Annotated in this window: 27 protein-coding genes, 3 pseudogenes and 1 other annotated feature; of the genes and pseudogenes, 29 read left to right on the plus strand and 1 reads right to left on the minus strand. The window is 38.3% G+C overall.

Annotated features, from left to right (window positions below; translation table 11 throughout):
• Positions 1-54: 54 nt before the first annotated feature.
• From GQY27_RS19010 to asd, 29 genes and pseudogenes are all read left to right on the plus strand, one after another.
• Positions 55-951, plus strand: a complete 897-nt coding sequence (locus GQY27_RS19010) for an AraC family transcriptional regulator (protein ID WP_160036834.1) — start codon at positions 55-57, stop codon at positions 949-951.
• Between the two features lie 219 nt (positions 952-1,170).
• Positions 1,171-2,004, plus strand: coding sequence for an inositol monophosphatase family protein (locus GQY27_RS19015; protein WP_160036835.1), 834 nt, complete (start codon positions 1,171-1,173; stop codon positions 2,002-2,004).
• A 73-nt stretch (positions 2,005-2,077) separates the two neighbouring features.
• Positions 2,078-2,548: an NUDIX hydrolase gene (locus tag GQY27_RS19020; protein WP_160036836.1), complete on the plus strand. Its 471-nt coding sequence runs from the start codon at positions 2,078-2,080 to the stop codon at positions 2,546-2,548.
• A gap of 332 nt (positions 2,549-2,880) precedes the next feature.
• Entirely contained in the window at positions 2,881-3,351 is a 471-nt protein-coding gene (locus tag GQY27_RS19025) for a hypothetical protein (protein WP_160036837.1), read from the plus strand.
• Positions 3,352-3,385: 34 nt separating this feature from the next.
• The gene (locus tag GQY27_RS19030) at positions 3,386-3,952 is read left to right on the plus strand and encodes a GrpB family protein (RefSeq protein ID WP_236570659.1); all 567 of its coding nucleotides are present in this window, start codon (positions 3,386-3,388) and stop codon (positions 3,950-3,952) included.
• Positions 3,945-4,607, plus strand: a complete 663-nt coding sequence (locus GQY27_RS19035) for an HAD family hydrolase (protein ID WP_160036838.1) — start codon at positions 3,945-3,947, stop codon at positions 4,605-4,607. The genes GQY27_RS19030 and GQY27_RS19035 overlap by 8 nt, the downstream gene beginning before the upstream one ends.
• A 239-nt stretch (positions 4,608-4,846) precedes the next feature.
• Positions 4,847-4,999 (plus strand): annotated as a pseudogene (locus GQY27_RS22170) (VOC family protein); the annotation flags it as partial.
• Positions 5,000-5,104: 105 nt separating this feature from the next.
• Entirely contained in the window at positions 5,105-5,497 is a 393-nt protein-coding gene (locus tag GQY27_RS19040) for a group-specific protein (protein WP_160036839.1), read from the plus strand.
• Between the two features lie 243 nt (positions 5,498-5,740).
• Complete coding sequence (locus GQY27_RS19045) at positions 5,741-6,724, plus strand: LacI family DNA-binding transcriptional regulator (protein WP_160036840.1); 984 nt, start codon at positions 5,741-5,743, stop codon at positions 6,722-6,724.
• Positions 6,725-6,922: 198 nt separating this feature from the next.
• Entirely contained in the window at positions 6,923-8,173 is a 1,251-nt protein-coding gene (locus GQY27_RS19050) for an MFS transporter (protein WP_160036841.1), read from the plus strand.
• Positions 8,174-8,184: 11 nt separating this feature from the next.
• Positions 8,185-9,666 (plus strand): glycoside hydrolase family 32 protein, encoded by a 1,482-nt coding sequence (locus GQY27_RS19055; RefSeq protein ID WP_160036842.1) that lies wholly within the window; start codon positions 8,185-8,187, stop codon positions 9,664-9,666.
• A gap of 337 nt (positions 9,667-10,003) precedes the next feature.
• Positions 10,004-10,300: a hypothetical protein gene (locus GQY27_RS19060; protein WP_160036843.1), complete on the plus strand. Its 297-nt coding sequence runs from the start codon at positions 10,004-10,006 to the stop codon at positions 10,298-10,300.
• 133 nt (positions 10,301-10,433) lie between these two features.
• Positions 10,434-10,817, plus strand: a complete 384-nt coding sequence (locus GQY27_RS19065) for a hypothetical protein (protein ID WP_160036844.1) — start codon at positions 10,434-10,436, stop codon at positions 10,815-10,817.
• 428 nt (positions 10,818-11,245) lie between these two features.
• Positions 11,246-11,611: pseudogene (locus GQY27_RS19070) on the plus strand (orotate phosphoribosyltransferase); the annotation flags it as partial.
• Positions 11,612-12,094, plus strand: coding sequence for a GNAT family N-acetyltransferase (locus GQY27_RS19075; protein ID WP_160036845.1), 483 nt, complete (start codon positions 11,612-11,614; stop codon positions 12,092-12,094). It begins immediately after the preceding pseudogene.
• Positions 12,095-12,113: 19 nt separating this feature from the next.
• Positions 12,114-12,686, plus strand: coding sequence for a GNAT family N-acetyltransferase (locus GQY27_RS19080; RefSeq protein WP_160036846.1), 573 nt, complete (start codon positions 12,114-12,116; stop codon positions 12,684-12,686).
• A 75-nt stretch (positions 12,687-12,761) separates the two neighbouring features.
• Positions 12,762-12,962: a GNAT family N-acetyltransferase gene (locus GQY27_RS19085; protein WP_160036847.1), complete on the plus strand. Its 201-nt coding sequence runs from the start codon at positions 12,762-12,764 to the stop codon at positions 12,960-12,962.
• 19 nt (positions 12,963-12,981) lie between these two features.
• A complete protein-coding gene (locus GQY27_RS19090) occupies positions 12,982-13,323 on the plus strand; it encodes a GNAT family N-acetyltransferase (RefSeq protein WP_160036848.1) in 342 nt (113 codons plus the stop codon).
• Positions 13,324-13,440: 117 nt separating this feature from the next.
• Complete coding sequence (locus GQY27_RS19095) at positions 13,441-13,905, plus strand: GNAT family N-acetyltransferase (protein ID WP_236570660.1); 465 nt, start codon at positions 13,441-13,443, stop codon at positions 13,903-13,905.
• 30 nt (positions 13,906-13,935) lie between these two features.
• Complete coding sequence (locus GQY27_RS19100) at positions 13,936-14,397, plus strand: hypothetical protein (RefSeq protein WP_160036850.1); 462 nt, start codon at positions 13,936-13,938, stop codon at positions 14,395-14,397.
• Positions 14,398-14,418: 21 nt separating this feature from the next.
• Positions 14,419-14,920: pseudogene (locus GQY27_RS19105) on the plus strand (DinB family protein); the annotation flags it as partial.
• A gap of 27 nt (positions 14,921-14,947) precedes the next feature.
• A complete protein-coding gene (locus tag GQY27_RS19110; protein ID WP_160036862.1) occupies positions 14,948-15,475 on the plus strand; it encodes an HAD-IIIA family hydrolase in 528 nt (175 codons plus the stop codon).
• Between the two features lie 40 nt (positions 15,476-15,515).
• Positions 15,516-15,755, plus strand: coding sequence for a DUF3977 family protein (locus GQY27_RS19115; RefSeq protein WP_160036851.1), 240 nt, complete (start codon positions 15,516-15,518; stop codon positions 15,753-15,755).
• A gap of 1,040 nt (positions 15,756-16,795) precedes the next feature.
• Complete coding sequence (locus tag GQY27_RS19120) at positions 16,796-17,287, plus strand: shikimate kinase (protein ID WP_160036852.1); 492 nt, start codon at positions 16,796-16,798, stop codon at positions 17,285-17,287.
• Positions 17,288-17,354: 67 nt separating this feature from the next.
• On the plus strand, positions 17,355-18,215 hold the full coding sequence (locus tag GQY27_RS19125) for an ornithine carbamoyltransferase (RefSeq protein ID WP_160036853.1): 861 nt from the start codon (positions 17,355-17,357) through the stop codon (positions 18,213-18,215).
• A 56-nt stretch (positions 18,216-18,271) separates the two neighbouring features.
• Entirely contained in the window at positions 18,272-18,733 is a 462-nt protein-coding gene (locus GQY27_RS19130; protein WP_160036854.1) for an arsenate reductase/protein-tyrosine-phosphatase family protein, read from the plus strand.
• 11 nt (positions 18,734-18,744) lie between these two features.
• Complete coding sequence (locus tag GQY27_RS19135; RefSeq protein ID WP_160036855.1) at positions 18,745-19,359, plus strand: zinc dependent phospholipase C family protein; 615 nt, start codon at positions 18,745-18,747, stop codon at positions 19,357-19,359.
• A gap of 71 nt (positions 19,360-19,430) precedes the next feature.
• Positions 19,431-19,640 carry a hypothetical protein gene (locus tag GQY27_RS19140; RefSeq protein WP_160036856.1) on the plus strand — a complete coding sequence of 70 codons (210 nt, stop codon included), beginning with the start codon at positions 19,431-19,433 and terminating at the stop codon, positions 19,638-19,640.
• A 115-nt stretch (positions 19,641-19,755) separates the two neighbouring features.
• Positions 19,756-20,027: a binding site (T-box leader), on the plus strand.
• Between the two features lie 132 nt (positions 20,028-20,159).
• A complete protein-coding gene (gene asd, locus GQY27_RS19145; protein WP_160036857.1) occupies positions 20,160-21,245 on the plus strand; it encodes an aspartate-semialdehyde dehydrogenase in 1,086 nt (361 codons plus the stop codon).
• Positions 21,246-21,306: 61 nt separating this feature from the next.
• Here asd and GQY27_RS19150 read toward each other — a convergent pair whose 3' ends face one another.
• Entirely contained in the window at positions 21,307-23,088 is a 1,782-nt protein-coding gene (locus GQY27_RS19150) for a phosphatase PAP2 family protein (protein WP_160036858.1), read from the minus strand.
• Positions 23,089-23,179: the final 91 nt, after the last annotated feature.

Raw genomic sequence — 23,179 nt, forward strand, 5'->3', positions numbered from 1 at the left:
TTGCGAAGTCGTTTTTCGCCTGGTCTATGATTGTAATCGAGAGGAGGGTATGAGATGGAGTGGCTTGAGCGGATGAATCGTGCAGTAGACTATATTGAAGCAAATCTGGCAGGAGAGATCGAAATGAGCGAGGTGGCTCGCGTGGCCTGCAGCTCATCTTACCAGTTCCAGAGAATGTTTTCATTCATCACAGAAGTTACATTAGCGGAATACATTCGGCGGAGACGGTTGACGCTTGCGGCGCTGGAACTTCAGCAGGGCGGATCAGTAAAGGTGATCGATATCGCGGTAAAATATGGATATGAATCACCAGTCTCATTTGCGAGAGCTTTTCAATCACTACATGGTATCACACCTGCAATGGCACGTCACGATGGGATTGAGATGAAAGCCTATCCGCGTCTCTCCTTCCTTATCACAATTAAAGGGGCAGAGGCAATGAATTATCGGATCGAGACAAAGGAAAGTTTTGAAGTGTTTGGCATTGAAGGTGTTTTTCGTATCGAAGGGGATGGGGAGGCACCGCAAACGCCGGCTAAGTTGTGGGAGCAGAGCCATGCAAACGGAGATGTAAAGCGATTAGAATCGTGTGCAGGAGAACTACCGTTGTTTGTTAGTAGAGATCTTCATTCGGTGCATGCCTTATGTAGTTACCGTAAGACGGGACTGGACACTTTTCCATACATGCTGTGCGCATTTAGAGACGAATCTAGCAACACGGAAGGGTATACCTCAGTAACTATTCCCGCGCTGACTTGGGCTATCTTTCCGTCAGATCCACATCCGTGGGACCAGTTTAATGAAACGATTGAGAAACTGTACCACCGTTTTTACACTGAATGGCTGCCGTCCGCAGGCTATGAGCAAGTGGAGGGAATGGAGTTTGAAATGTACGGTGAAAAAAATGGCCTTAACTATATCGAGCTATGGTTTGCGGTTCGTAAGGTGTAATTGAGGAATAGATGAAATGAGAAGGGTCATTCGTAGGATACTTTACCTAGAAAGTTTTGAGCAGCCGTCTATTGGTATTCACTAAATGATCCGCTGCGGGGATGGATTTGCAAAAATGGATTTCGAAGTGGGATTAATGACTATGTCCCCCTTCGGGGTCCACTTTTTACCGAGATGATAGGAGCAAACTGCTGAAAATTAAAATGAATGAGGTGCATAATGGATTACAAGATTATTCAAAGTGCAAAAGAATTGTCAGAAAGAGTAATTCGCCAAGCAGGCCTGATTTCTAAAGAGAAATTTGATAATTTTGTAGAGCTAAGATCGAAAGATGAATTTGGAGATGTGGTTACTGAAGTAGACTACATAACGGAAGAAATGATAATCAAACAAATTGTTGCTGAATTTCCAAAACATCAGATTCACAGTGAAGAAGCAGGGATCATTGGTTCGGAAAGCGATTGGTTATGGTTAATCGATCCGTTAGATGGGACCAATAATTTTGCAATTGGCCTGCCCATCTTTACTACATCAATTACCTTAATGTACAAAAGAGAGCCTGTTCTTGGCGTGGTTTATGAACCATTAACAGATCGATTGTTTGTATCCGTCATAGGTAAAGGAACAACTTGCAATAATCGCCCGATCCAAATGAGTCCTAGCTCAAATGTATCTAAAGGAAATATAGGCTGGATTCAAGGTCATAAAGTGCAAAACGAGAGTAGGGCAGTCCATTTAAGACAATTCATTGATGTCAGGTTTAAGAGGATGATGAGGTTGTGGGCACCCACACTTCAATGGTGCATGCTTGCAAAGGGAGACATAGATGGAATCGTTCTTTACAATTCAGAAGGAGACGATCTTTATTCCGGAATCTTAATGGTAAAGGAAGCTGGAGGAATCGTAGTCGATTTTGAAGGTAATCCATTTGTCGGTATGAATGAAGAACCATATATCATTGCTTGTCACCCAGATCATAAACAAGAACTATTAAGAATAGTAAGGGATGGGCTAAATTCATTCGAAAAAGAAACTGATATCGTTATTGGATAATAGAGTTTAATCAAAAGGATTAAGAAAAAACGTAAAAGTTAAATTGATCTAAAAAGAGGAGGCTTTATATCATATGGGATATGTTGAATCGCTGAGAGAAATCGTTGGTAATACACCGTTAATTTTGGTTAGACCGAGTATACTGATCCTGAATAAGACGGGTGAAATTTTACTTGTCCGGTATCAAGATAACACATGGGGTGTGCCGGGAGGATTAATGGAACTAGGGGAATCAGTGGAGGAGTGCGCCAAGAGAGAAGTGGAAGAAGAAATTGGGTTACAAATAAAGAATCTTACATTATTCGGTGTGTTTTCAGGGAAGGAATTATATACAAAACTAAGAAATGGACATGAATATTACAATATTATTATTGGATATATCTGTACGGACTATGAAGGAGAAATTAAACCCGACGGAGTTGAAATATTAGAAGCGAAATTCTATAACCTAGCGGCATTGCCTGATAGAATAGACCCATTTATAAAGAGCAAGATGAGTGAGTATGTAGGAGAAATTCAAAATATATTGAAATCGAAATGTTAGACAATGTCCAATGCTTTCTTATGAATAGTTGGTGACTTTATACATTTGTTATTCTCGTATATAGCGCTGTATAGAGCTCTGTATCCTGGTCAAAATGAGCAACTACACCGTACATCTTTATACCCCCTCAATAACTATAACTCCTGCAATGAAGGAGTATTCAACGTCTCCACTTAGCAATCCTGCCCGTTTAAAATGATAAGCAGAAAGCCGAGGTTTGGCGTTCGTGTCGATCTTATTACCTGGAGTATAAAATCAAACTAAATCCAAAAACCAACCGTTAATCTTAATAAGAACGAAAACTTTCCTTAAGACGGGAGACATAGATATCAATGACTGAAGAGTTAAACCAAAACATTAATAAAAAATATGAAATCAAAGTACTTAAAGCGGAGTACATACAAGTGACTTATTGTATTTATTTAACTATTATGGTTGTGTTCACTTTTGGAATAAATGACTTATTTGATGCTTTTTTTGTTGTTTTCGTACCTTTGTATACCATCTTAAATATAGTGATGCTGTCAATGAAGATCTTTAGAAAAAATAATGAGCTGCAATTTAAAGAAGATGGAATTCAGATCAATCATATTGAAGTACCAAAACAGAAAATTGAAAAAATTATCATCCAAGGCTATTTTGTACAGAGTGTCGGTATTAAGCTATATGGCAGAAAATTTGTTCCAATGAAATTACATTTTAGATTCAAGGATCATGAAGAAGTTAGCATAGAAGAATTAAAACAGTGGGCAAGTATGAACCAAATAAAAGTAACTAATGGGAAAATCTATAGACTGATCTAAATATCATTGGTTACTTATGTAAAGGAGAATTTTGATGCTGAATCCAAAACCGGTAATTATTGAAGAGTACAATGCAGAATGGCCAAAAGCATTCAAACGAATAGAAACAGCTTTATCTGAAGAAATTGATGATCTAGTAATTCGAATCGAACATGTTGGAAGCACTTCCGTACCGGGTCTTGCAGCTAAGCCAATTATTGATATTGACGTAGTGATTAAATCTATGGATTACCTGCCAGAAATAATCAAAAAGTTAGAAGTACTAGGATATCTACATGAAGGTGATCTAGGTATTAAGAATAATGAAGCATTCGCAAGAAGAGATATATATGTACCCTACAGTAGTGAAGGTAATGAGAAGTATGAACATCATTTATATGTATGCGATGAAGAAAGTGAAGAACTAAATAGGCATATTATATTTCGAGATACATTAAAAAATAATCCTCTACTAGTATCTGAGTATGCAAGTTTAAAAATCGAACTGTCCAATAAATTTACGAATAATCGCAAAGCTTATACCGAAGGTAAGACTAAGTTTGTAACGAGAGTAATGAATGAATATGTTACGCCATATACCAAAGGAAGATTAGATGATTAAAGGAATCTTATTTGATTTAGATGGAACTTTGCTGGATCGGGATACGTCTTTACTTGGTTTTCTTGAAAACCAGTATGATCGTATTCATGCTTTTCATAAAGTTGAAAAACATATTTTTATAGAAAGATTTGTTCAACTGGATCAAAAAGGATATGTTTGGAAAGATAAAGTTTATCAACAACTCATAGAAGAAATAGGAATAGATTTAAGCTGGCAAGAATTACTAGAGGATTACGTAGAATCATTTCAAAATCATTGTAATGGTTTTTCAGGGCTATTTGAAATGCTTGATTATTTAAAAGAAAAGAATCTTAAGCTAGGTATTATTTCAAATGGGTATAGTCGTTTCCAGATGAATAATATTACAGGACTTAAGATTGGCCATTATTTTGACGAGATATTAATTTCTGAAACCGAAGGGCTAAGAAAACCGGATATTAGAATTTTCAAGACAGCATTAGACCGTTTAGGATTAGAACCTAAAGAATCAATATTCTTAGGAGATCATCCAATTAACGATGTAGAAGCCAGTAATAACGCTGGTATGCTAGGTATATGGAAAGAAGATGACTTTTATGAAAGACCATCAAGTGAATATAGATCAATAAAAAGCTTGTTAGAATTGAAAGATATCCTCGTAACTATTTCAAATTGATTAATATAATAGGGGGGGATATCTTCTAATGAATATGTGATTCATACGAAAATATGGTTGGTGAAATCGGAAAATACAACTGGATCTTTTGTCACAATGTACTTAAATACAGCTGGATATGAAATTTTAGGTTGTTTTTGGAGTACATAATCTCTATGGATGTATTAAAGATAATGATATAGAACAAAGTGAAGAAAGCATAACAAAATGATAACACTGGAATTTGAACTTGGGTGCCACAAATCTATGTTGAAGATGTTCGACAAACATATAACGAGTTAAATAAAAACATAGAAATTCAATGGATAAGGACACCTTTTGCAACCGAATCTGGTCATATCGCCGTAATGGAAGCTCCTGATGGGAATGTATTTGTATTAGTTGGAAAGTAACCCATAAGACATTTTAAATGTGCTAATAGAGATGTAATTGGTTTCTTACACAATGCAAGATACTAATTTACTTAAAAAAGTATTGTTTAGAAAGCAGGAGCGATCATGAAAAATTATTATATTGCATCAAGCTTTAAAAATATAGAAACCGTACGCAAGGTAAGCGTACGATTAAGACAAGAGGGATTATATCATACATACGACTGGACTACTAATAAAAATATTACTTCAATTGATGAACTAAAGACCATAGGGAAGAAGGAAATAGACGCAGTCATGTGTTCTGATTTTATTGTAGTTTTATTTCCGGCAGGTAAAGGAAGTCACGTCGAACTTGGCATTGCAATCGGAAATGGGATTAAAGCATATCTATACTCACAGGATGATGAAATTAACGACTTGGAAACAACGAGTACTTTTTATCATGTAGACGGAGTTAGTAAATGCAGCGGCACCATAGAGGAATTAATACAAACCATATTAGAAGATCAGAAATAAGACAAAGTTATTAAATATGGTTTCCAACACTGCTGAGAAAATAATCTGATTACATATCATGATCATCAACTGCTAATTTTGCTCTTATCAAATACTTAATAACATTTGTATACATATTCTAATCTTTATCAGGTTTAGTAAATCCCTACGCACCGGAGTTTGCATGTCCTTTCATGTGTAAGCATGTTAAAATAGAAAAGATATTGAGTACATAAGGCATGGAGAAAAGGCAGGGAGCAATCTATGAAACCTAAACTTAATGATGTTGCAAAATTAGCTGGAGTTTCACCAACGACCGTTTCTCGGGTGCTTAATAATCGGGGCTATATCAGTCAGGAAACGAAAGATCGAGTTCAGGAAGCGATGCAGCAGCTGAATTATTTTCCTAATGACGTTGCCAGGTCACTATTTAGTAAACGAACGAATTTGATTGGTTTAATCATTCCGACAACAAGCAACCCTTTCTTTGGAGAGCTAACTTTTCATATTGAGAATATTTGTGCGTCACTAGGCTATAAACTGCTGATCTGTAACAGTTTAAACCAACTGGATAAAGAAGAAGCTTATGTAGATATGCTGATGCGCAATCAAGTGGACGGGATTATCGTAGGAACACATAACCGAGGTATTGTAAATTATGATCAGAAAAATATAGCGGTCGTTGCGATTGATCGCTTCTTATCGGATACCATTCCTGTTGTTGGATCAGATAATTACATGGGCGGGAAAATGGCTTCAGAGCTGCTGATTGATAAGGGATGCCAGCATATCTTGCACATGAATGGACCTGTAGAATTGGAAACTCCAGCAAGCTTAAGAAGAAAAGCTTATGAAGATGTGATGGAGCAGCATGGCCGAGAGGCAATAACCTATGAAGTTCGTGATCCTTTCCATCAACAAAACCATAATGAACCGATTCAGCGGTTACTCGATGAGCACCCTGAAGTAGATGGATTGTTTGCGAGTAATGACTTGGTGGCAGCGTCATTTATTGCTCAAGCAAGAAAACGTGGCAAACGTGTTCCTGAGGATATTCGGGTGATTGGATATGACGGTACAGAAACCACACGTAACTTACTCCCAGAATTAACGACGATTCAGCAGCCTATTCAGGAGATCGCAAGATCTGCAGTCGAGCTGCTAATCAAAGAAATTGAAGGGGAATTCAGTGATCTTCCGCGAGAAACCTATCTACCTGTGAAACTTATTGAAGCTAGTACCGTATAGAACGAAGTTGACACCTAGTAGTAAGTTGTTACAAGAATTTATATCATCAGTGAAATAAAGATAAAAGGAGAGGACTCCTTTTTCTTTTTAAATAGTATGTCAATCGGTTGACATATGAAAGCGGTTGACATATAATCTGTTTGTAAGCGTTAACGTGTTTACATCACATTAAATGTTCAACTTAGAGGAGCGTTCGATATGAGACATTCAAAGAGCATGTACTGGAAACTAAGCGCCTATTTCTTCTTTTTCTTCTTTACATGGTCAGCAAGTTATTCATTGTTTTCGATTTGGCTTGGGCAAGAAATCAATCTGAATGGTACTGAAACAGGTATTATCTTTACTGTAAACGCTATCTTTGCATTATGTATGCAACCGCTTTATGGCTTTATCTCCGACAAAATTGGACTCAAGAAGCATATTCTATTTTTAATTAGCGGTTTGCTCTTAATTGTTGGTCCCTTCTATATCTTTGTTTATGGGCCATTGCTACGGTACAATGTATTTCTTGGCGCCATTGTAGGCGGATTATACTTAGGTGTTGCTTTCTTGGCAGGGATCGGAGCTATCGAATCTTATGTTGAGAAAGTCAGTCGCAAATATGACTTTGAATACGGCAAATCTCGTATGTGGGGCTCGCTAGGTTGGGCAGCAGCAACCTTCTTTGCTGGACAGTTCTTTAATATCAACCCAAACATTAACTTCTGGATTGCATCGGTGTCTGCTGTCATTTTATTCATTATCATGATGTCAATTAAAGTTGAGATGACAGAATCCGAGATGGAACAGGCTGAGTCTATAAACTTTAGGCAAGTCGGCCATTTGTTTACAGATAAGCATTTCTGGTTCTTTATTGTATATGTCCTTGGTGTTACGTGTATCTACAATGTGTATGATCAGCAGTTTCCGATTTTCTTTTCATCGGCATTCGCTAGCATTGCATTAGGTAATCAGGTGTACGGTTACTTAAATTCCTTCCAAGTATTCTTGGAAGCAGGGATGATGTTCTTAGCTCCGTTTGTTGTCAACAAAATTGGCGCGAAGAGAGGTCTAATATTGGCAGGGTTTTTAATGTCATTCCGTATCGTGGGCTCCGGCTTAGTTATTGGTCCTTACGGTATCTCAGCTATGAAATTGATTCACGCATTGGAACTGCCAATCATGCTGATCTCTGTATTCAAGTATTTGGCTGCTAATTTTGATACGCGTCTGTCATCGATTTTGTATCTGGTAGGATATCAGTTTACGAGTCAGGTAGGAGCTTCGATCTTCTCCCCAATTGCTGGGGCGCTTTATGACATCAGAGGATTTGCGAATACATACTTGATTATGGGGATATTCGTATTTGCCTTTACGACAATCTCAATCTTTACCTTAAAGAAAGATCCAAAAAAGCCTAATCATCTGGAACCTCAAACTCAAACAAGTTCGAATATGGAATTAGCATAGGAGGAAAACTTATGAACACATATCACAACAATACGAAGCAAGCTGAGGAAGCATTGGAACAGGCAAAAGCGAAAATGAACAAGCGTTACCGCTTAGGGTATCATATTATGGCGCCAGCAAACTGGATTAACGATCCGAATGGTTTGGTTCAATATAAAGGTGAATATCACGCTTTTTATCAGCATCATCCTTATGATGAGAACTGGGGACCCATGCACTGGGGCCACGTTAAAAGTAAAGATCTTGTACATTGGGAGCATTGTCCGATTGCGTTAGCGCCAGGAGATGTATGTGACCTTGATGGCTGCTTCTCCGGAAGTGCGGTAGATAATAACGGCGAACTGACGCTCATCTATACCGGGCATCACTATATTGATCAACCAAACGACATCTTTTTTCAAAATCAAAATGTGGCCGTGAGCACAGATGGTATTCATTTCACAAAAATAGAACAGAATCCTGTAATTGCTGAGCCTCCGGCTGACAGCTCTCAACATTTCCGTGATCCAAAGGTATGGAAACATGAGGATACATGGTACATGATCTTAGGCAACAGTACAAAAGAAGGGGAGCCGCGTGTTATTTTGTATACTTCGCCTGATCTTAGAAAGTGGACGTATCATGGTGTGCTTCTGCAAGGAGACAAGGATATGGGCTTCATGTGGGAGTGCCCGGACTTCTTTGAACTGGGCGGCAAACATGTATTTATGTTCTCTCCTCAAGGTATTGACGCTGAGGGAGATAAGTACAATAACTTATTCCAGACGGGGTACTATGTTGGCGAATATGATTATGGCACGAATGAATATAAACATGGCGAGTTTATAGAACTTGATAACGGTCATGACTTTTATGCAGTTCAAACCTTCCTAGATGATCAAGGTCGCCGTATTGCGATTGGCTGGATGGATATGTGGGAATCCGAGATGCCGACAAAAGCAGATGGTTGGTGCGGTGCGCTGACGATTCCACGTGTACTTACACTCGGTGAGAATAACAAGGTTCTCATGAACCCTGTTGATGAAATGAAGCTGCTTCGTCAAAGTGAACATATTGTACTTCAAGATCAAGTTTTTTCTGGGAGCTCTTTGACGGAAGTTGAAGCTGATCTGCTAGAAGTGAAGGTTGTGTTCGACCTTACGAAAACAAGTGCGGATCTCGTAGGATTGAAGCTTCGTGGTACTGATCATGAGGAAACAGTGATCACTTATTCCATTCCGGAACAGAAGCTTATGCTTGATTGCTCCAAGTCAGGCAAGAAGACAGATGGCGTTCGCCGTACAGCTTTAAGTGCTGAGGGACTGCTGACATTGCATGTCTATGTAGATCGCTCATCGATTGAATTGTTTGCAAATGAAGGACAAGCTGCGATGACAAGCCGCATCTATCCGAGTGAGAAGCTATTAGGCATTGAACTCGTAACTGAAGGCGGAGAAGCTAAGGTAAACGAAATGACATATTGGAATTTAAAAGATATCTGGCAAGCTGAATAATGATGAAACAAAAGACTGCTTTTCTGAGCCTTACAGTGACTCGGAAAGCAGTCTTTTTTTGTTTTGCGAAGTAGTTATCAGCATATTATCTTATAGAGCTAAACCATGATAATACACTAAATAAGCTACTTAAAAATATAACGGATAACCATGCGAACCGTATAATACTAAAATTTAAAGTGGAGGATGTAAAACTTTGTTCGTAAGAACACGTTTAAAGCTATATAAGGATTAATAAAGCTAGAGGAATTTCAAACGGACAATGATCAGATGAAAAGGAGGCGGGGTTCTGTATAACAACATAAAACGACTACTGCTCGTTGTCATGGTATTCACTGTGACTTTATTAAACACAGGAAAGGCATTCGCCGAAAGCTATCCTCGTGCAATCGCTCTAAATAACTCTGTGTACCTAGTTTCTGATGTAAAGATAGATATAAACAATATTGGCAAGGAGATGGGGAAGATTCAGCGCCAAAGAGCTCCCATGCCAAAGAAAAACGGTGAATCAAATGATATACCCGTTGGAAGTCTGATTTTTGAAATTAAGGATATTAATTCTCTAGATGCGGTAGCAGTTAAGCTGGATAATAAGTTTTACTTCGCATCTCAAAAAAATTTCAATACAAAGTAACAGCGGAAAGACGTTACTACCAGTTTCAATTATTTGTCTTATGGTTCTTATAGTCATCATGTTTAGGATCAGAAGCAGAAAGCATTAATTCGATGTTGTAAAAATAATACGGCTCATAAGAGAGGGTTATCCTATGAAACGAAAAATACTCATTAGTATAACGACCGTTCTATACTTATCCATCCTCATTGCATGTCAATCAAATCAAAATACCGAGCCAAATGATTTAGGTAACCAAATAGAGAGAAACTTGGTGTCAATCATGGATAACAACAGTGCACTTGCATCAAGTAACCCTGCCGCCTATATTCAGGACAATCAAAATTTATATGACGAGATATTAGCATCTGGAGATAAGGGTTTGGAATTTTTGCTTAACGAGCTCAAGAATAGTAAGGAAGATGGATTAAAGGAATGGATCATGGCAAAAGCATGTCAAGACATATTAAAGGATGAAAGCCAAATCGGAGGCTGGAGTACAGGGAAAGAATGGCTTAGCAAATACGAAAGTCTATGACCAAGCAAGGATATGGATAACTTAAACAATTTATATCCAATTGAGGCAGAAGGAAAAGCAGATTAAATGAAAGAGGCAGTATGGAGCTTAATAGTTCTATACTGCCTCTTAATGTTCCACTGAACAAAAATTTAAGGAAGTGGAATGGTAGAATGGACCCGTAAAATTATCGTCCTAATATCGTCCCCATTGGAAGAAACTCTCATCTATTTACAATGTAGGCTCGCTTGAAAGGCTATCGCCTTTTAGTAGAAAACTGTATAATATTGGAATAACAAAGCCGATTAAAGTGAGCTATCATTGAGATGAGAATTCATGGGAACATAAACATCGGATAACAACAGTTTGAGCATAGGTTAAGTGTCCTAAAAATTCAAACTAAAGATAGAAATAACGAGAACTATTATACCAATACTTGGAGGTCATTTCTGGGTGGTGTACCGGTAGCGACAGCACTCTCTTTAAAATCAGGTATCCCCGCAGCATTTGTAAGAAAAAAGACTAAAGCATATGGTACTTGTAAATTAGCTGAAGGTATCGATGTGAAGGGAAAGCGAATCTGTATTGTTGAAGATGTGGTAACAACAGGTGGCCAAGTGATATTAAGTGCTAAAGACTTAAGAGAAGCCGGAGCAATCGTCACCGATGTTGTGATTGTAATAGAAAGAGACATAGAAGGCAGAAAGAGACTAGAAGCAGAAGGACTTACATTATATTCATTATTTAAGATGGAAGAATTAGTGGAGGCAGCTCAAGACACAAGTGACTTGAATTTGATAAAGGGGAAGGCATGAATGTACATCTACAGAAGTCTAGAAGAGAAAGACTTGAGCGCAATCTCTACATTTCCACAATCGAAAGAAGAGTTGAAGTATATAAGTCCTGCATTTATTTACCCTTTAACACCCAATCAAATAGTAGAATTATCGAAAGATCGGTTAGAACCAACTGTGATCATAGAGCAAGCAACGGATGAGGTGATTGCTTACGCGAATATATATGGATATGATTTAGCGAAAAGTATCTGTTGGCTCGGTAATGTGATTGTCTCCCCTAAGTATAGGGGTCAAGGTGCATCCGCATATCTACTTAATGTCATGTTTGAAAAAGCTAAACATCATTTAGGAGTGAAAACAATGCGATTAGCTTGTCATAATACAAATTCAAGAGGGTTAGTATTTTATTCGAAGCATGGATTCAAACCTTATGATTTAAAGATCGCCAATATAGACGATAAGAGAATAATCTCGATCCATATGAGCAGGGAACTTATTTAAAAGTGAATCCTAGTAAAGGGTGATTCCAATAGAAACAATACAGATAAAACCGATACATAAATACACGGATGAAGAACAGAAGAATCTTGGGGAATTTGGATATGTTACAGACTCTAAATATAGAGTGACCAAAACGGAAACGAAAGAAAGAACTCTAATCGAAATTGAATTAGCTGAACTTGTAAGCAGGATTTATAAATCCTATACAAATAGTGAAGAGGATTATGAGCGTTATAGCAAGATTGCTTCAACAGGTTTTTCATTAGGGGCGTACACAGAAAGTGATTTGGTCGGGGTAGTGATTGCTGAAGAGATGCAATGGAATAATACATTATTGATTTGGCACTTCCAAGTGGCAGAAGACTGGAGAAGAAATTCTATAGGAAAGCAGCTAATGAATAAATTAACGTGTCTTGCTAAGTCAAACGGAATTAGAGCAATCAATCTGGAAACGCAGAATACGAATATGAATGCTATATGCTTTTATAGAAAATGCGGATTTGAAATAGAGGGGGTTGATTTGTCTTATTATACAAACAATGACGTTCTATTTGGAGAAGTCGCAATATTTATGAAGAGAAAGATAGGGTGAACAGAAGAAGAATCGCATAAAATAGTAGCAATTCAGAATATGTATTACTCCATTTGCTGACTAGGAGGAAACAACATGTTGAACCACAAAGGTACTATACCACTACAAACAAAACATATATTTTTACGTCGGTTTGCAGAGGATGATCTGGAATCCGTATATAACAACATGACTAGTGATCCTGAGATGACAAAATATTTAGCGTGGGATGCACATCATTCACCTGACGTAACAGAAATATTGCTACAGAAATGGGTGCGGATATACCAATCCTGAATTCTATCGATGGGCTATAGTGTTTGATAATGAAGTGATTGGATCAATCCATTTTCCTGAGTTATCTAATAAACATTCGAAGTGTGAGATTGGCTATTATATCGGATCAAAGTGGTGGGGGAAAGGATTTACTAGTGAAGCTGCAAAAGAAATAGCAAGGTATGCTTTCGAAGATATAAACGCCCATAAGTTAAAAGCATGGCACCATTCGGATAATATCGCTTCAGGTCTTGTGCTGCAAAAACTCGGAATGATTATAGAGGGGGAATTTAAACAGGAGATGATACTTAAAGACGGTACGTATAGTGATATTAAAGAATATGGGTTGCTTAAAGATACTTGGAATGATCTTCATCGATAAGGAGTCACTAGGGTATATTAAGTATTTTAAAAGTTATGGGCGGGAATGAAATTTGTTCATCTCTTCTAACAACCTATATTCGTTATGAGATTGTTGCATATTCTGGGGGAATTATTGATGATAAGAACTGCTAATAAGGAAGATATTGATCAACTCATTCGGTTGAGATGGGATTTTACAATGGAATATGACGTTGACGGCAAACTTAAAAATGAAAATTATGATGATTTCTACAATGAATGCAGAGCTTTTTTATTAGATATATTTCAAAGTCGTAAGTGGTATGTTTGGATCGCTGAGGAAGACGGAATTATTGTATCAAATATATACATAGAGCTTATACACAAAGTCCCAAGACCAGGAAGAATCACGAATCCTTTTGCATACATGACCAACGTCTATACTAAACCTGATTATCGAGGAAAAGGCATCGGTAGTAACTTAATATCGCATATCAATGATTGGGCTAAAGAAAATAGATATGAATTTATTATCGTATGGCCAAGTGATGAAGGTGTAGATTTTTATAAAAGGCATGGATATCAGCATTGTAAGGAGCCAATGGAATTGAATCTAGACTGATTCTTTCAACAAAGAAAGGAGTAGAGGATAATGCGCTTTTGGATGACCTCTTTACTTTTATTAATTAATATCGGATGTTCAAACACTACTCCGGCTGAGGAATTGACTCAAATTGAGCCTGATCAGGCTTTTGATATTTTATTTCACGATCATTCTGGTCGAGCAACCATAATTTATGATTCTACGCGAGGCATTGATGTTGTTATATGGATGAATGATCTTTACCCAGATAAAGAATATGAAATTGCACTCGTTCGTAACGATGGGGACGAAGGAGTATTATTTGGTCCTAAAGAAAATTTGGATATCAAACTAGGCAGCATAGAAGAGGAAACCAAACTCAGACCGAATAGTAATGGTGAGGTTTATGTTTCGATGTTAAACCCTGAGAGATTATTTGAAGGCGCTGAGGAAATGCGAATTGAAGTTATGACTTTCGGCCAAAAAGAAGTGCTGAAATCGCACCCTTTTCAATTATCAGATATGAATTAGTAAATAAGGAGGAGTCGCAGGGTGATCTATGATCTACAAGGGCAAGCTGGTATGTCACCTGTTGTGGGTATGTTATATTCTGCTGTAAAAGAGAACAGCAACCGACTTATGAGTATTACAGATGGGATGTCACAAGAAGAAGTAGATTACAAAGGACCCGATCATAAATCTAACAGTACTGCTCAGTTATTAAGACATATTACCTATGTGGATCTGAATTGGGTTTATAGAATAAAGGAACAACCACTTCCTAAGTCATTATCAGAACAATATGGTCCCATGATTGACGAGAATAATAGGCTCCCCATGGTCGAAGGAATGTCATTAAGCTCGCTAATGTATAACTATGAACAAGTATTAAATATGTTGGAAGCAGTATGTATGCAATTAACCGATGCGGATTTAGACAAAGTTGTTAATTTTGGACATGATATCCAAAAAAGCAACAATACGATGGGGGATATGGCATATGGCTGACCATAATCGCTATCACCAGGCTCATATTAACCAGCTTAGAAAGTGGTCAACGTTAAATAAGGGAGGGGATGAGATGAAGGACTTTCAAGCTGTATTTATCGACCGTGACGGGACGATAGGTGGCACAGGACATTTTGTACATCCAAGTAACTTTAAACTATATGAAGGTGCTCAGGAAGCGATTAACCGTTTAAAGCAAGCAGGGTACAAGGTGTTTGCTTTTACGAATCAGCATAGAATCTCACGCAGTGAAGCAACCATAGAAGATTTTAGACTTGAATTTGAAAAATATGGTTTTGATGATTCTTTTATCTGTCCTCATAGTGAACAAGATCTTTGTAACTGTAGAAAGCCTAAACCTGGGATGTTGCAGGAAGCGGCATTAAAGCATCAATTAGACTTATCTAAGTGTGTAGTAATTGGTGATGTAGGTGATACCGATATGCTAGCAGCTCATGCAGTAGGTGCAACTAAAATTCTGGTGAAAACGGGTTGGGGTGCATCATCTCTGTCGGATTACAGACATAAATGGCAAGAAGCCGAACCTGATTATATAGCAGAGCATATCAATGATGCAGTGGACTGGATATTAAATACTTAATACACATGTCTAATATTAAACTCTTGAAGGAGTTATATCTTTGAAGAAATATACCAAAATCGGAATCGGGAATACTTGGTTTGTTAGAACAGAGATTGAACACGACGATGGGTCGGAAAGTGAAATGAAAGGGTTTATAAAACCATTCAAAATGAAATCAGCATATATTCGGGTTTGGCTTGGTATGAATGTCATGATCATTGATTCCAAGGAAGGCATGAAGTTCTCTAAGAAGGATAGAAGGAAATTCAAACTAATGATTGGATTCTCTGGGTTATAGGAATTCTTATTGTTAATGATGGCTACTATCATGGTAGCTGAATCAGCCGTTTTTTTTAAGTGAGCCTAATAAAATAAAGAATAACACGGATTCCAATATGAGTTATGTTATTATGGAATTTATATCCATATCTTCTTACGATGGAGGAGATTATTTGTTTAAACGAGAAAATCAAGTGTCAATGGGTTGGTGGTGGATAGGTGCATTGTTTATGGTCCTGATCCTAGGCTGCAATCACTTCTACGGATACTCATTGTTGGACAGTTTTTTAAACTACATCGGGATAGGAAGCTGGACTAATCACGACGACCAAGTAAGGTGGCATATCACATCATTTTTCACAGTTCCTCTCATCCTGATCAGTATGATTCAATCAACACGGCATCTTAAGAAAAAATTTCCACGTATTTTCATGACTTTGTTTATCTCTACTATGGTATGGAGTGCGGTATACCCTGATCTAACTGAATGGATCGTTAATTCTAGTCAAGTATTGATTAGGTAGCAAATGATTAGGTAGCAAATACAAAGCGCCCTATGCAAGGATATTAGTTAACTAAGGCAGGGGCGCTAGTAAAATACTAGGAGCCGAAATGAATGAGAAAGATTTTTATCGTAGGTATTGTAGCAGTGGCAAAACAACTCTAGCAAAGCAATTAGGGACGGATATAAATATATGTTGGTATGAATTGGATTCTATTGTGTATCATCAGACAGGGGACCAAAGAGTTAAACGTACACCAGACGAGCAGGTTGAAGTAATTATGGATATTGACCGAAAGGGATCCTGGATAATGGAAGGTACTGATAGAGAATCATATCGCTGATTACATATTGAACAGTGTCAATACAAAGCAGATTTAGCCATGTTAAAAATGATGTATAAATGGACAAGTGAGTTTGAGAAGGATAGAGAAGATTTTGAAGAAAACTTGAGTTTATACAATCACAAACTTATCAAATTAACTGATAATAAACGTTATAAACAGCTTATAACAATGGATTTTCGCTAGGAAATCATCCTAAGTAGGAGTTGGCTTATGAATATTGTCCTTATAGGTATGTCAGGAGCTGGTAAAAGCACCCTAGGTGTGCTGCTCGCAAAAGCATTAGGAATGAATTATGTAGATACTGATATTGTCATACAAAATCAGGAAGAGAGGTTATTGCAAGATATCCTTGCTGAAGAGGGTGTCTCTAAGTTTATGGAGATCGAAGAGAGGGTAGTGTCTGGGTTAGAACTGGAAAATAGTATTATATCTACAGGTGGAAGTGTCATATATTCCGAAAAAGCAATGAATTCCCTTAAACAAGACGGGCAGATTATTTATTTGCAACTTCCCTATGAAGAACTCGAAAGAAGACTAGGTGATATAACAACTAGAGGAATTGTGATAAAGGAAGGGCAAAGTCTGAAGGATGTTTTTGATGAAAGGGTTCCTTTATACATCAGGTATAGTGATACCATTCTAGATTGCTCAAATAAAAGTATAGAAGATTGTGTAAGTGAATTAATTGAGATCATTCAATGAATGATGCTGTAATTAATGGAGCAACTTTATGGTGCAACTTAAAATCTGTATACGGGGGAGTAGGCGAATGAATCATTTTTTGTCGTTAAAGGATTTAACTCAAGAAGATATCTCAGAACTATTTACCATGACAGACCAAATAAAAAACGGGGATCTCACAAAGATTTTAGAAGGGAAGACGTTCGCTTTATTTTTTCCGAATACCAGTATAAGAACCAGGATAACGTTTGAAAAAGGAATCAAAGAACTTGGCGGGGAATGTATTCTTTTCCCTCCGGAGTCCCTTAATAAAAAGGAGAAACTCTCGGATGTAGCGGGTTATCTGAATCAGTGGATTGATGGAGTGATTATCCGTCATCCTAGTTTTGAGGTAATGAATGAATTAGCGGAACATGCAGAAATCCCTATTGTTAATGCAATGTCATCACAGAATCATCCGTGTGAAATCGTTGCTGACCTATACACAATCCGAACTATGAAGCCTCATTTTCAAAAACTCACCTACACCTTTGTCGGTCCGCCGGGGAATATTCTAAATTCATGGATAGAAATAGCTAGCATATTTGATCTTACGTTTCAACACATTTGCAGCCCAGGAAATAGGGTCTCTATGGACGGACAGAATTATCAGTTTTGGACGGAGCTTGAAGATAACCTCGTGGGTAGTGATGTTGTGCTCACAGATTCGCTTCCGCCTGAATATCAAACCAATGATTATATTAAAAAATATCAAATAAATCTAGAGAGAATGTTGCTAACGAATCCAGGTGCCATTCTTAATCCTTGTCCCCCCTTCGATCGAAATCAAGAAGTAAGTGAAAATGTAATGCGGTCTGATTATTTTGTCGGGCATTCTTTTAAGAAGAATTTACTATATGTTCAGCAAGCCATTATCATTCGATCGCTGGGTTTATCAGTTGAAAACTAAGAGAGATTGTTGTGGGAAAGGACGATGGCAATAAATAAAGAAAGAAGTGAGATAATATGAATATTTTATTTTTATGTACTGACAACTATACTCGCAGCGTAATTGCAGAGTTCTGCGCAAAGAATTACCTGAATACGAATAACATCACTGATATCACGGTTGCTTCGGCTGGGATTAGGGCCAGTAGTGATATCAGCAGCTATTCAGATCTTCATTTTCAGGTGATGAGGGACATGGACATTGATGTTTCACAGTTTAAAAGAACACAATTCGAAGAAAGATCATTTGAGGATTATGATTTTATTATTGGAATGAGTGAATTACATAGGGACTTTATAAGAAAAGAGTACAATCGGGAAATCTATCTATTTAATGAGGTTTATAAAAGTCAAAATACTCCTGTAAACATAGGGGCTCCTGATGATGAAGGTTTTGAAGAGAAGATGAGGGAATTAATCCAATATTTCAATAACGCCATACCTGTTGTAATAAAGAACGTAAAGAATTATCAGAATTAGGGGGGCGAATTATGGGTTCGAGAATAATGCATTTGGTTATTGCGAATCGGATAGCAGAGAACCTGTCCATGAACGACAAAACATCATTTTTACTGGGGAGCATTGCTCCGGATGCAGTTTCACATAAAGATTTATCACATTTCTTTATTGGTGATGTGCAAGATTTTTCTAGAAGTGTTGATTATCAAAGCTTTTTAGAGAAATACAGATCGCAAGCAGATTCTCCTTATATTAGAGGATATTACACTCATTTAATCGCCGATGATGTATGGCTGAGAGGTTTTAATCTACCTTGGCTGAGGAACAGAATGGAAGCAGATAAGGAACTTTTTAATCTGTATTATCATGATTTTTGGTTGTTGAATGGGAAATTACTAGAGTACTATAATTTTACAAATGAACTGAGTAAAGCGCTGAGGGTTGTACCAGAACTCTTGGACCTAGAAGAAGTTACATCCAAAGAAGTACATGAATTCCTTCCTTGTGTAGTAGATGATATGAATTATGATACAGAAAGGATAAAAGAGAATCTGAATGTGTTTACCTTTACTCAAATGATTGGTTATATAGAGACATGTGTTGACCTAGGGACGTTACATATACAGCGTATTAATGAAGTAAAGTGATTCAGATAACAACATATTAGCACGCGCGTCAATGAACCCCTAAGCCTGGGAAAAGGAAAGGGGGTTGCTGAGTGAGTAAACGTTCACAGATGATTATTTTATCCTTTGTCGCACTGCTCATCCTTAGTGGTCTTATTATCTCAGAGATCAATTCCAGAACATCATTTAAAGAACTAGTTATAGATCAGATCGGTGACTCACATGGTTCACAAGAAATCTTTTCAATCAATATAGTGCAAAATGCACACATAAGAAATACGGCTGGACCTATGAAGTTGTAGGTGGTTTTGACCTATCGACCATACAGACATTGTTAAAGTAATAAACAATCCTCTCAGAATTTTGATAAAAATGTTTACCCATGAAAAGGTTTTATATATAATGATCATAATCATAATAAATGCGATGAAGAGAAGAGTAGATAAATGAATTCTTGTACAGAGAACTCCGGCAGCTGAAAAGGAGGAAAGGATTCCTTATCGAACAAAGACTCAGAGCAGCTCGCCGGAAACTTTACTTCGTAGTGGATGGTGTGCCAGGAGCTCCTGTTATAGAGCTAGAGTATACGTATTTATAAGTATTTATAATACCGTACTCGATGAGGCTGATATGGCGACATATGAGCAAATTTGGGGTGGTACCGCGAGTATAATAATCTCGTCCCTAAGACTTTGCGTCTTGGGGGTGGGATTTTTTTATTGTTATACGCTGTTATATAGAGATAAAATGTTAGAAACACACACCAAATCGTATGGTTTGAATAGTTAACTAGAAGACCATTTGAAAGGATTGAATCACGTATGTCAGAGAAACTTAAAGTAGGTATTGTTGGTGGAACAGGTATGGTGGGTCAGCGTTTTGTCCAATTGTTGGATGGCCACCCTTGGTTTGAAGTAACTTCGATTGCAGCAAGCAGCAGCTCTGCAGGGAAAACTTATGAGGAATCCGTAAAAGGAAGATGGAAGCTTGCAACACCAATGCCGGAGAACGTAAAACAGATCGTCGTTCAAGATGCATCCAAAGTGGAGCAAGTTGCTCAAGACGTGGACTTCATTTTCTGCGCAGTAGATATGAAGAAAGATGAGATTCAAGCGTTAGAAGAAGCATATGCGAAAACAGGTACGCCTGTTATTTCAAACAATTCAGCTCATCGCTGGACACCGGACATTCCTATGGTTGTTCCTGAACTCAATCCAGAACATATTGAAGTCATCGCAGCACAAAGAAAACGCCTGGGAACTTCCACAGGATTTATTGCAGTGAAACCAAACTGTTCTATTCAAAGTTATGTTCCTGCACTTCATGCTTTGCTTGATTTCAAACCAACGAATGTGGTTGCTTCTACTTATCAAGCGATTTCGGGAGCAGGCAAAAACTTCACGGATTGGCCGGATATGCTGGATAACGTAATTCCGTATATCGGCGGAGAAGAAGAAAAAAGTGAGCAAGAACCGCTTCGCATATGGGGCAGTGTTCAAAACGGAGAAATTGTAAAAGCAAGCTCACCACTGATCACGACTCAGTGTATCCGCGTTCCTGTAACAGACGGTCATTTAGCCACTGTATTTGCTTCGTTCGAGAATAAACCATCGAAAGAGGAAATTCTGAACCGCTGGAAAAACTTCAAAGGTCGTCCGCAAGAGCTGGGCCTTCCAAGTGCGCCAAAACAGTTCATCACATACTTTGAAGAAGAAAACAGACCACAGACGAAGCTCGATCGGGACATTGAACGCGGTATGGGTGTCTCCGTAGGAAGATTACGCGAAGACTCGATCTATGACTACAAATTTGTCGGACTGTCACATAATACACTGCGCGGAGCTGCAGGTGGTGCTGTTCTGATCGCAGAACTGTTGAAAGCAGAAGGATACATTCAAGCAAAATAGGAATCATTGAAAAGAAGCCCGAGATCATGGGGCTTCTTTTTTTTGCAACTCCTTATGAGGTTTACTTCAATTTCAATTGAATGCTTTTAGCGGTATAGACTACTTGCACTTTATTCTTACTTGGCAAGCCTTTGATTTCTACGGAAGAGAATGAACCCTTTCGTTTGTCAAAAGTGATAATTGCATCCCCGTTTTTAGGGACATAATTTTTTGTGAAAATAAGGCTCAATTTCCCGCCAAGCACAGCTTCTTTCTTTATTTGAAGCAAATCTTTCTTACTGCCAATCGTTAGTTCCGTTATACCTTTATCAGATTGTCTGTAACTACCTCCAATCTTCCATTGACCATCTACGTTTTCACTCAGAATCCCGCCGTTATTGGTTACACTTGCTGCCCCAAATGCAGTCTTGGACGTACCTTCAAGCGTACCCTGTTCAATGAGAGTTCCGCCGGAGTATGTATTATTTCCTTCAAGTGTTAAAGTCCCGGTTCCTTTTTTAGTCAGTTTACCTTTGCCGGAAATATCATTGCGCCAGCTGTCTTCTGCATGAAAACCTCCTTTATTCGCGTCCATTGTTACCGTTACATCTGTATCAAATGCACCATATCCGTCCGCTGCTGCGAAGAGATTCAGTCGACCCCAGCCTTCAGGATCGTCCAGTACGGGGTAACCGAAAGCAAGTCCAGTGGTTGCTAGTACCCAGCGACGCTGCGTATCATTTAGATAGGGAAGCCTTGTCTCGAGTAGGACTTCAGCACCTTTAGGGACTACGACCGGAGAAGTGGCTTTTTTGTCCCGTTTAAACCCATACGTTAGCCGTTCGGTATATGCTTTTTTATTTGCAACATGGTTACTGAAATCATCTGTTCCCGTTCCTTCTTGTGTTAACAGTAGTTCATGCGCTTCCTTATAAGCCGCTTTTTTGAGCTCTTTATTGGCTGGATCTGTTAAGATAGCCGCCGCGGTTGCTGTAGCCATAACACGTCCTCCCATTACATCGAGTGGCGAATGCATTCCTGCAACAATACGGTTATTCCCAAGCTCTGATGCACGGATAAGCAGCTCCTGATAGCGTTCTGGTACTGCATAGGCTAGCGCAAAGGCACTAAGATAGGCTGCGTTGGTATGACCGCTAGGAAAACCGCCGTCTTTCGTAGGGTCCGCATTCTGCACAGGGATTAGAGTCGGAACGACTATAGAATTATCAACCCAGCGGAAAGGGCGTGGATAACTATAATAGCTTTTCGCCGGATTGGTCGATGAATATTTTCCCCGAAGCGTATTCACCAAGTTCACCATATTACCGAGTTCAGATTCGGGATCTCCTGCATTATTTCCTTCATCACTGTACTTCTTAGAGGTGGCATCTGCGGCTACATCTTGTATGGTTGTCGTCGCTTTCGCTTTTGAACGGTAGACATCGGCTAGTGTACCAAGACCGTCAATTACGCTGTAGCTCTGATTTCTGCGATCATCTAAGTAGGCCTCTTTTTCCTCATTTGCTGTGCGCCGAAGTGACATATGGAGCACCTTTTGAATGTTGAGATCCAGCACTTTATTGTCTAGTATCGTTCCCGTGTTCCAAGAATCACCGGGAGTCCACAGTTTATTAAATTCAGAGAGAAGACCGATCGTTGGATTATTTCTCACAGTTTGGTTATCCGCCACATTATTTTTATATTGATCTACAAAATGGCCCCAAGCAGGAACTGGAGGGGGATTTACATTTTTAACAGCTTTAGTAGCATTAGCGCTGGCGCTGACGTAACTACCGCCGAGCGAACTTAAAAGTATGCTCATAGATAAAATTGCGGCAGATATCGTTGTCTTTTTCTTATTCATTTTATATACCGATCCTCTCTTCATTCCATTTTATTGGAGAGCGTAAAATATTTTGTGTAAATAGATAAATAGCAAAAAGGAAGACCTTTTC

Origin of the sequence: Paenibacillus sp. An7, from assembly GCF_009870785.1 — a bacterium.
In the GTDB taxonomy this organism is placed as follows: Bacteria; Bacillota; Bacilli; order Paenibacillales; family Paenibacillaceae; genus Paenibacillus.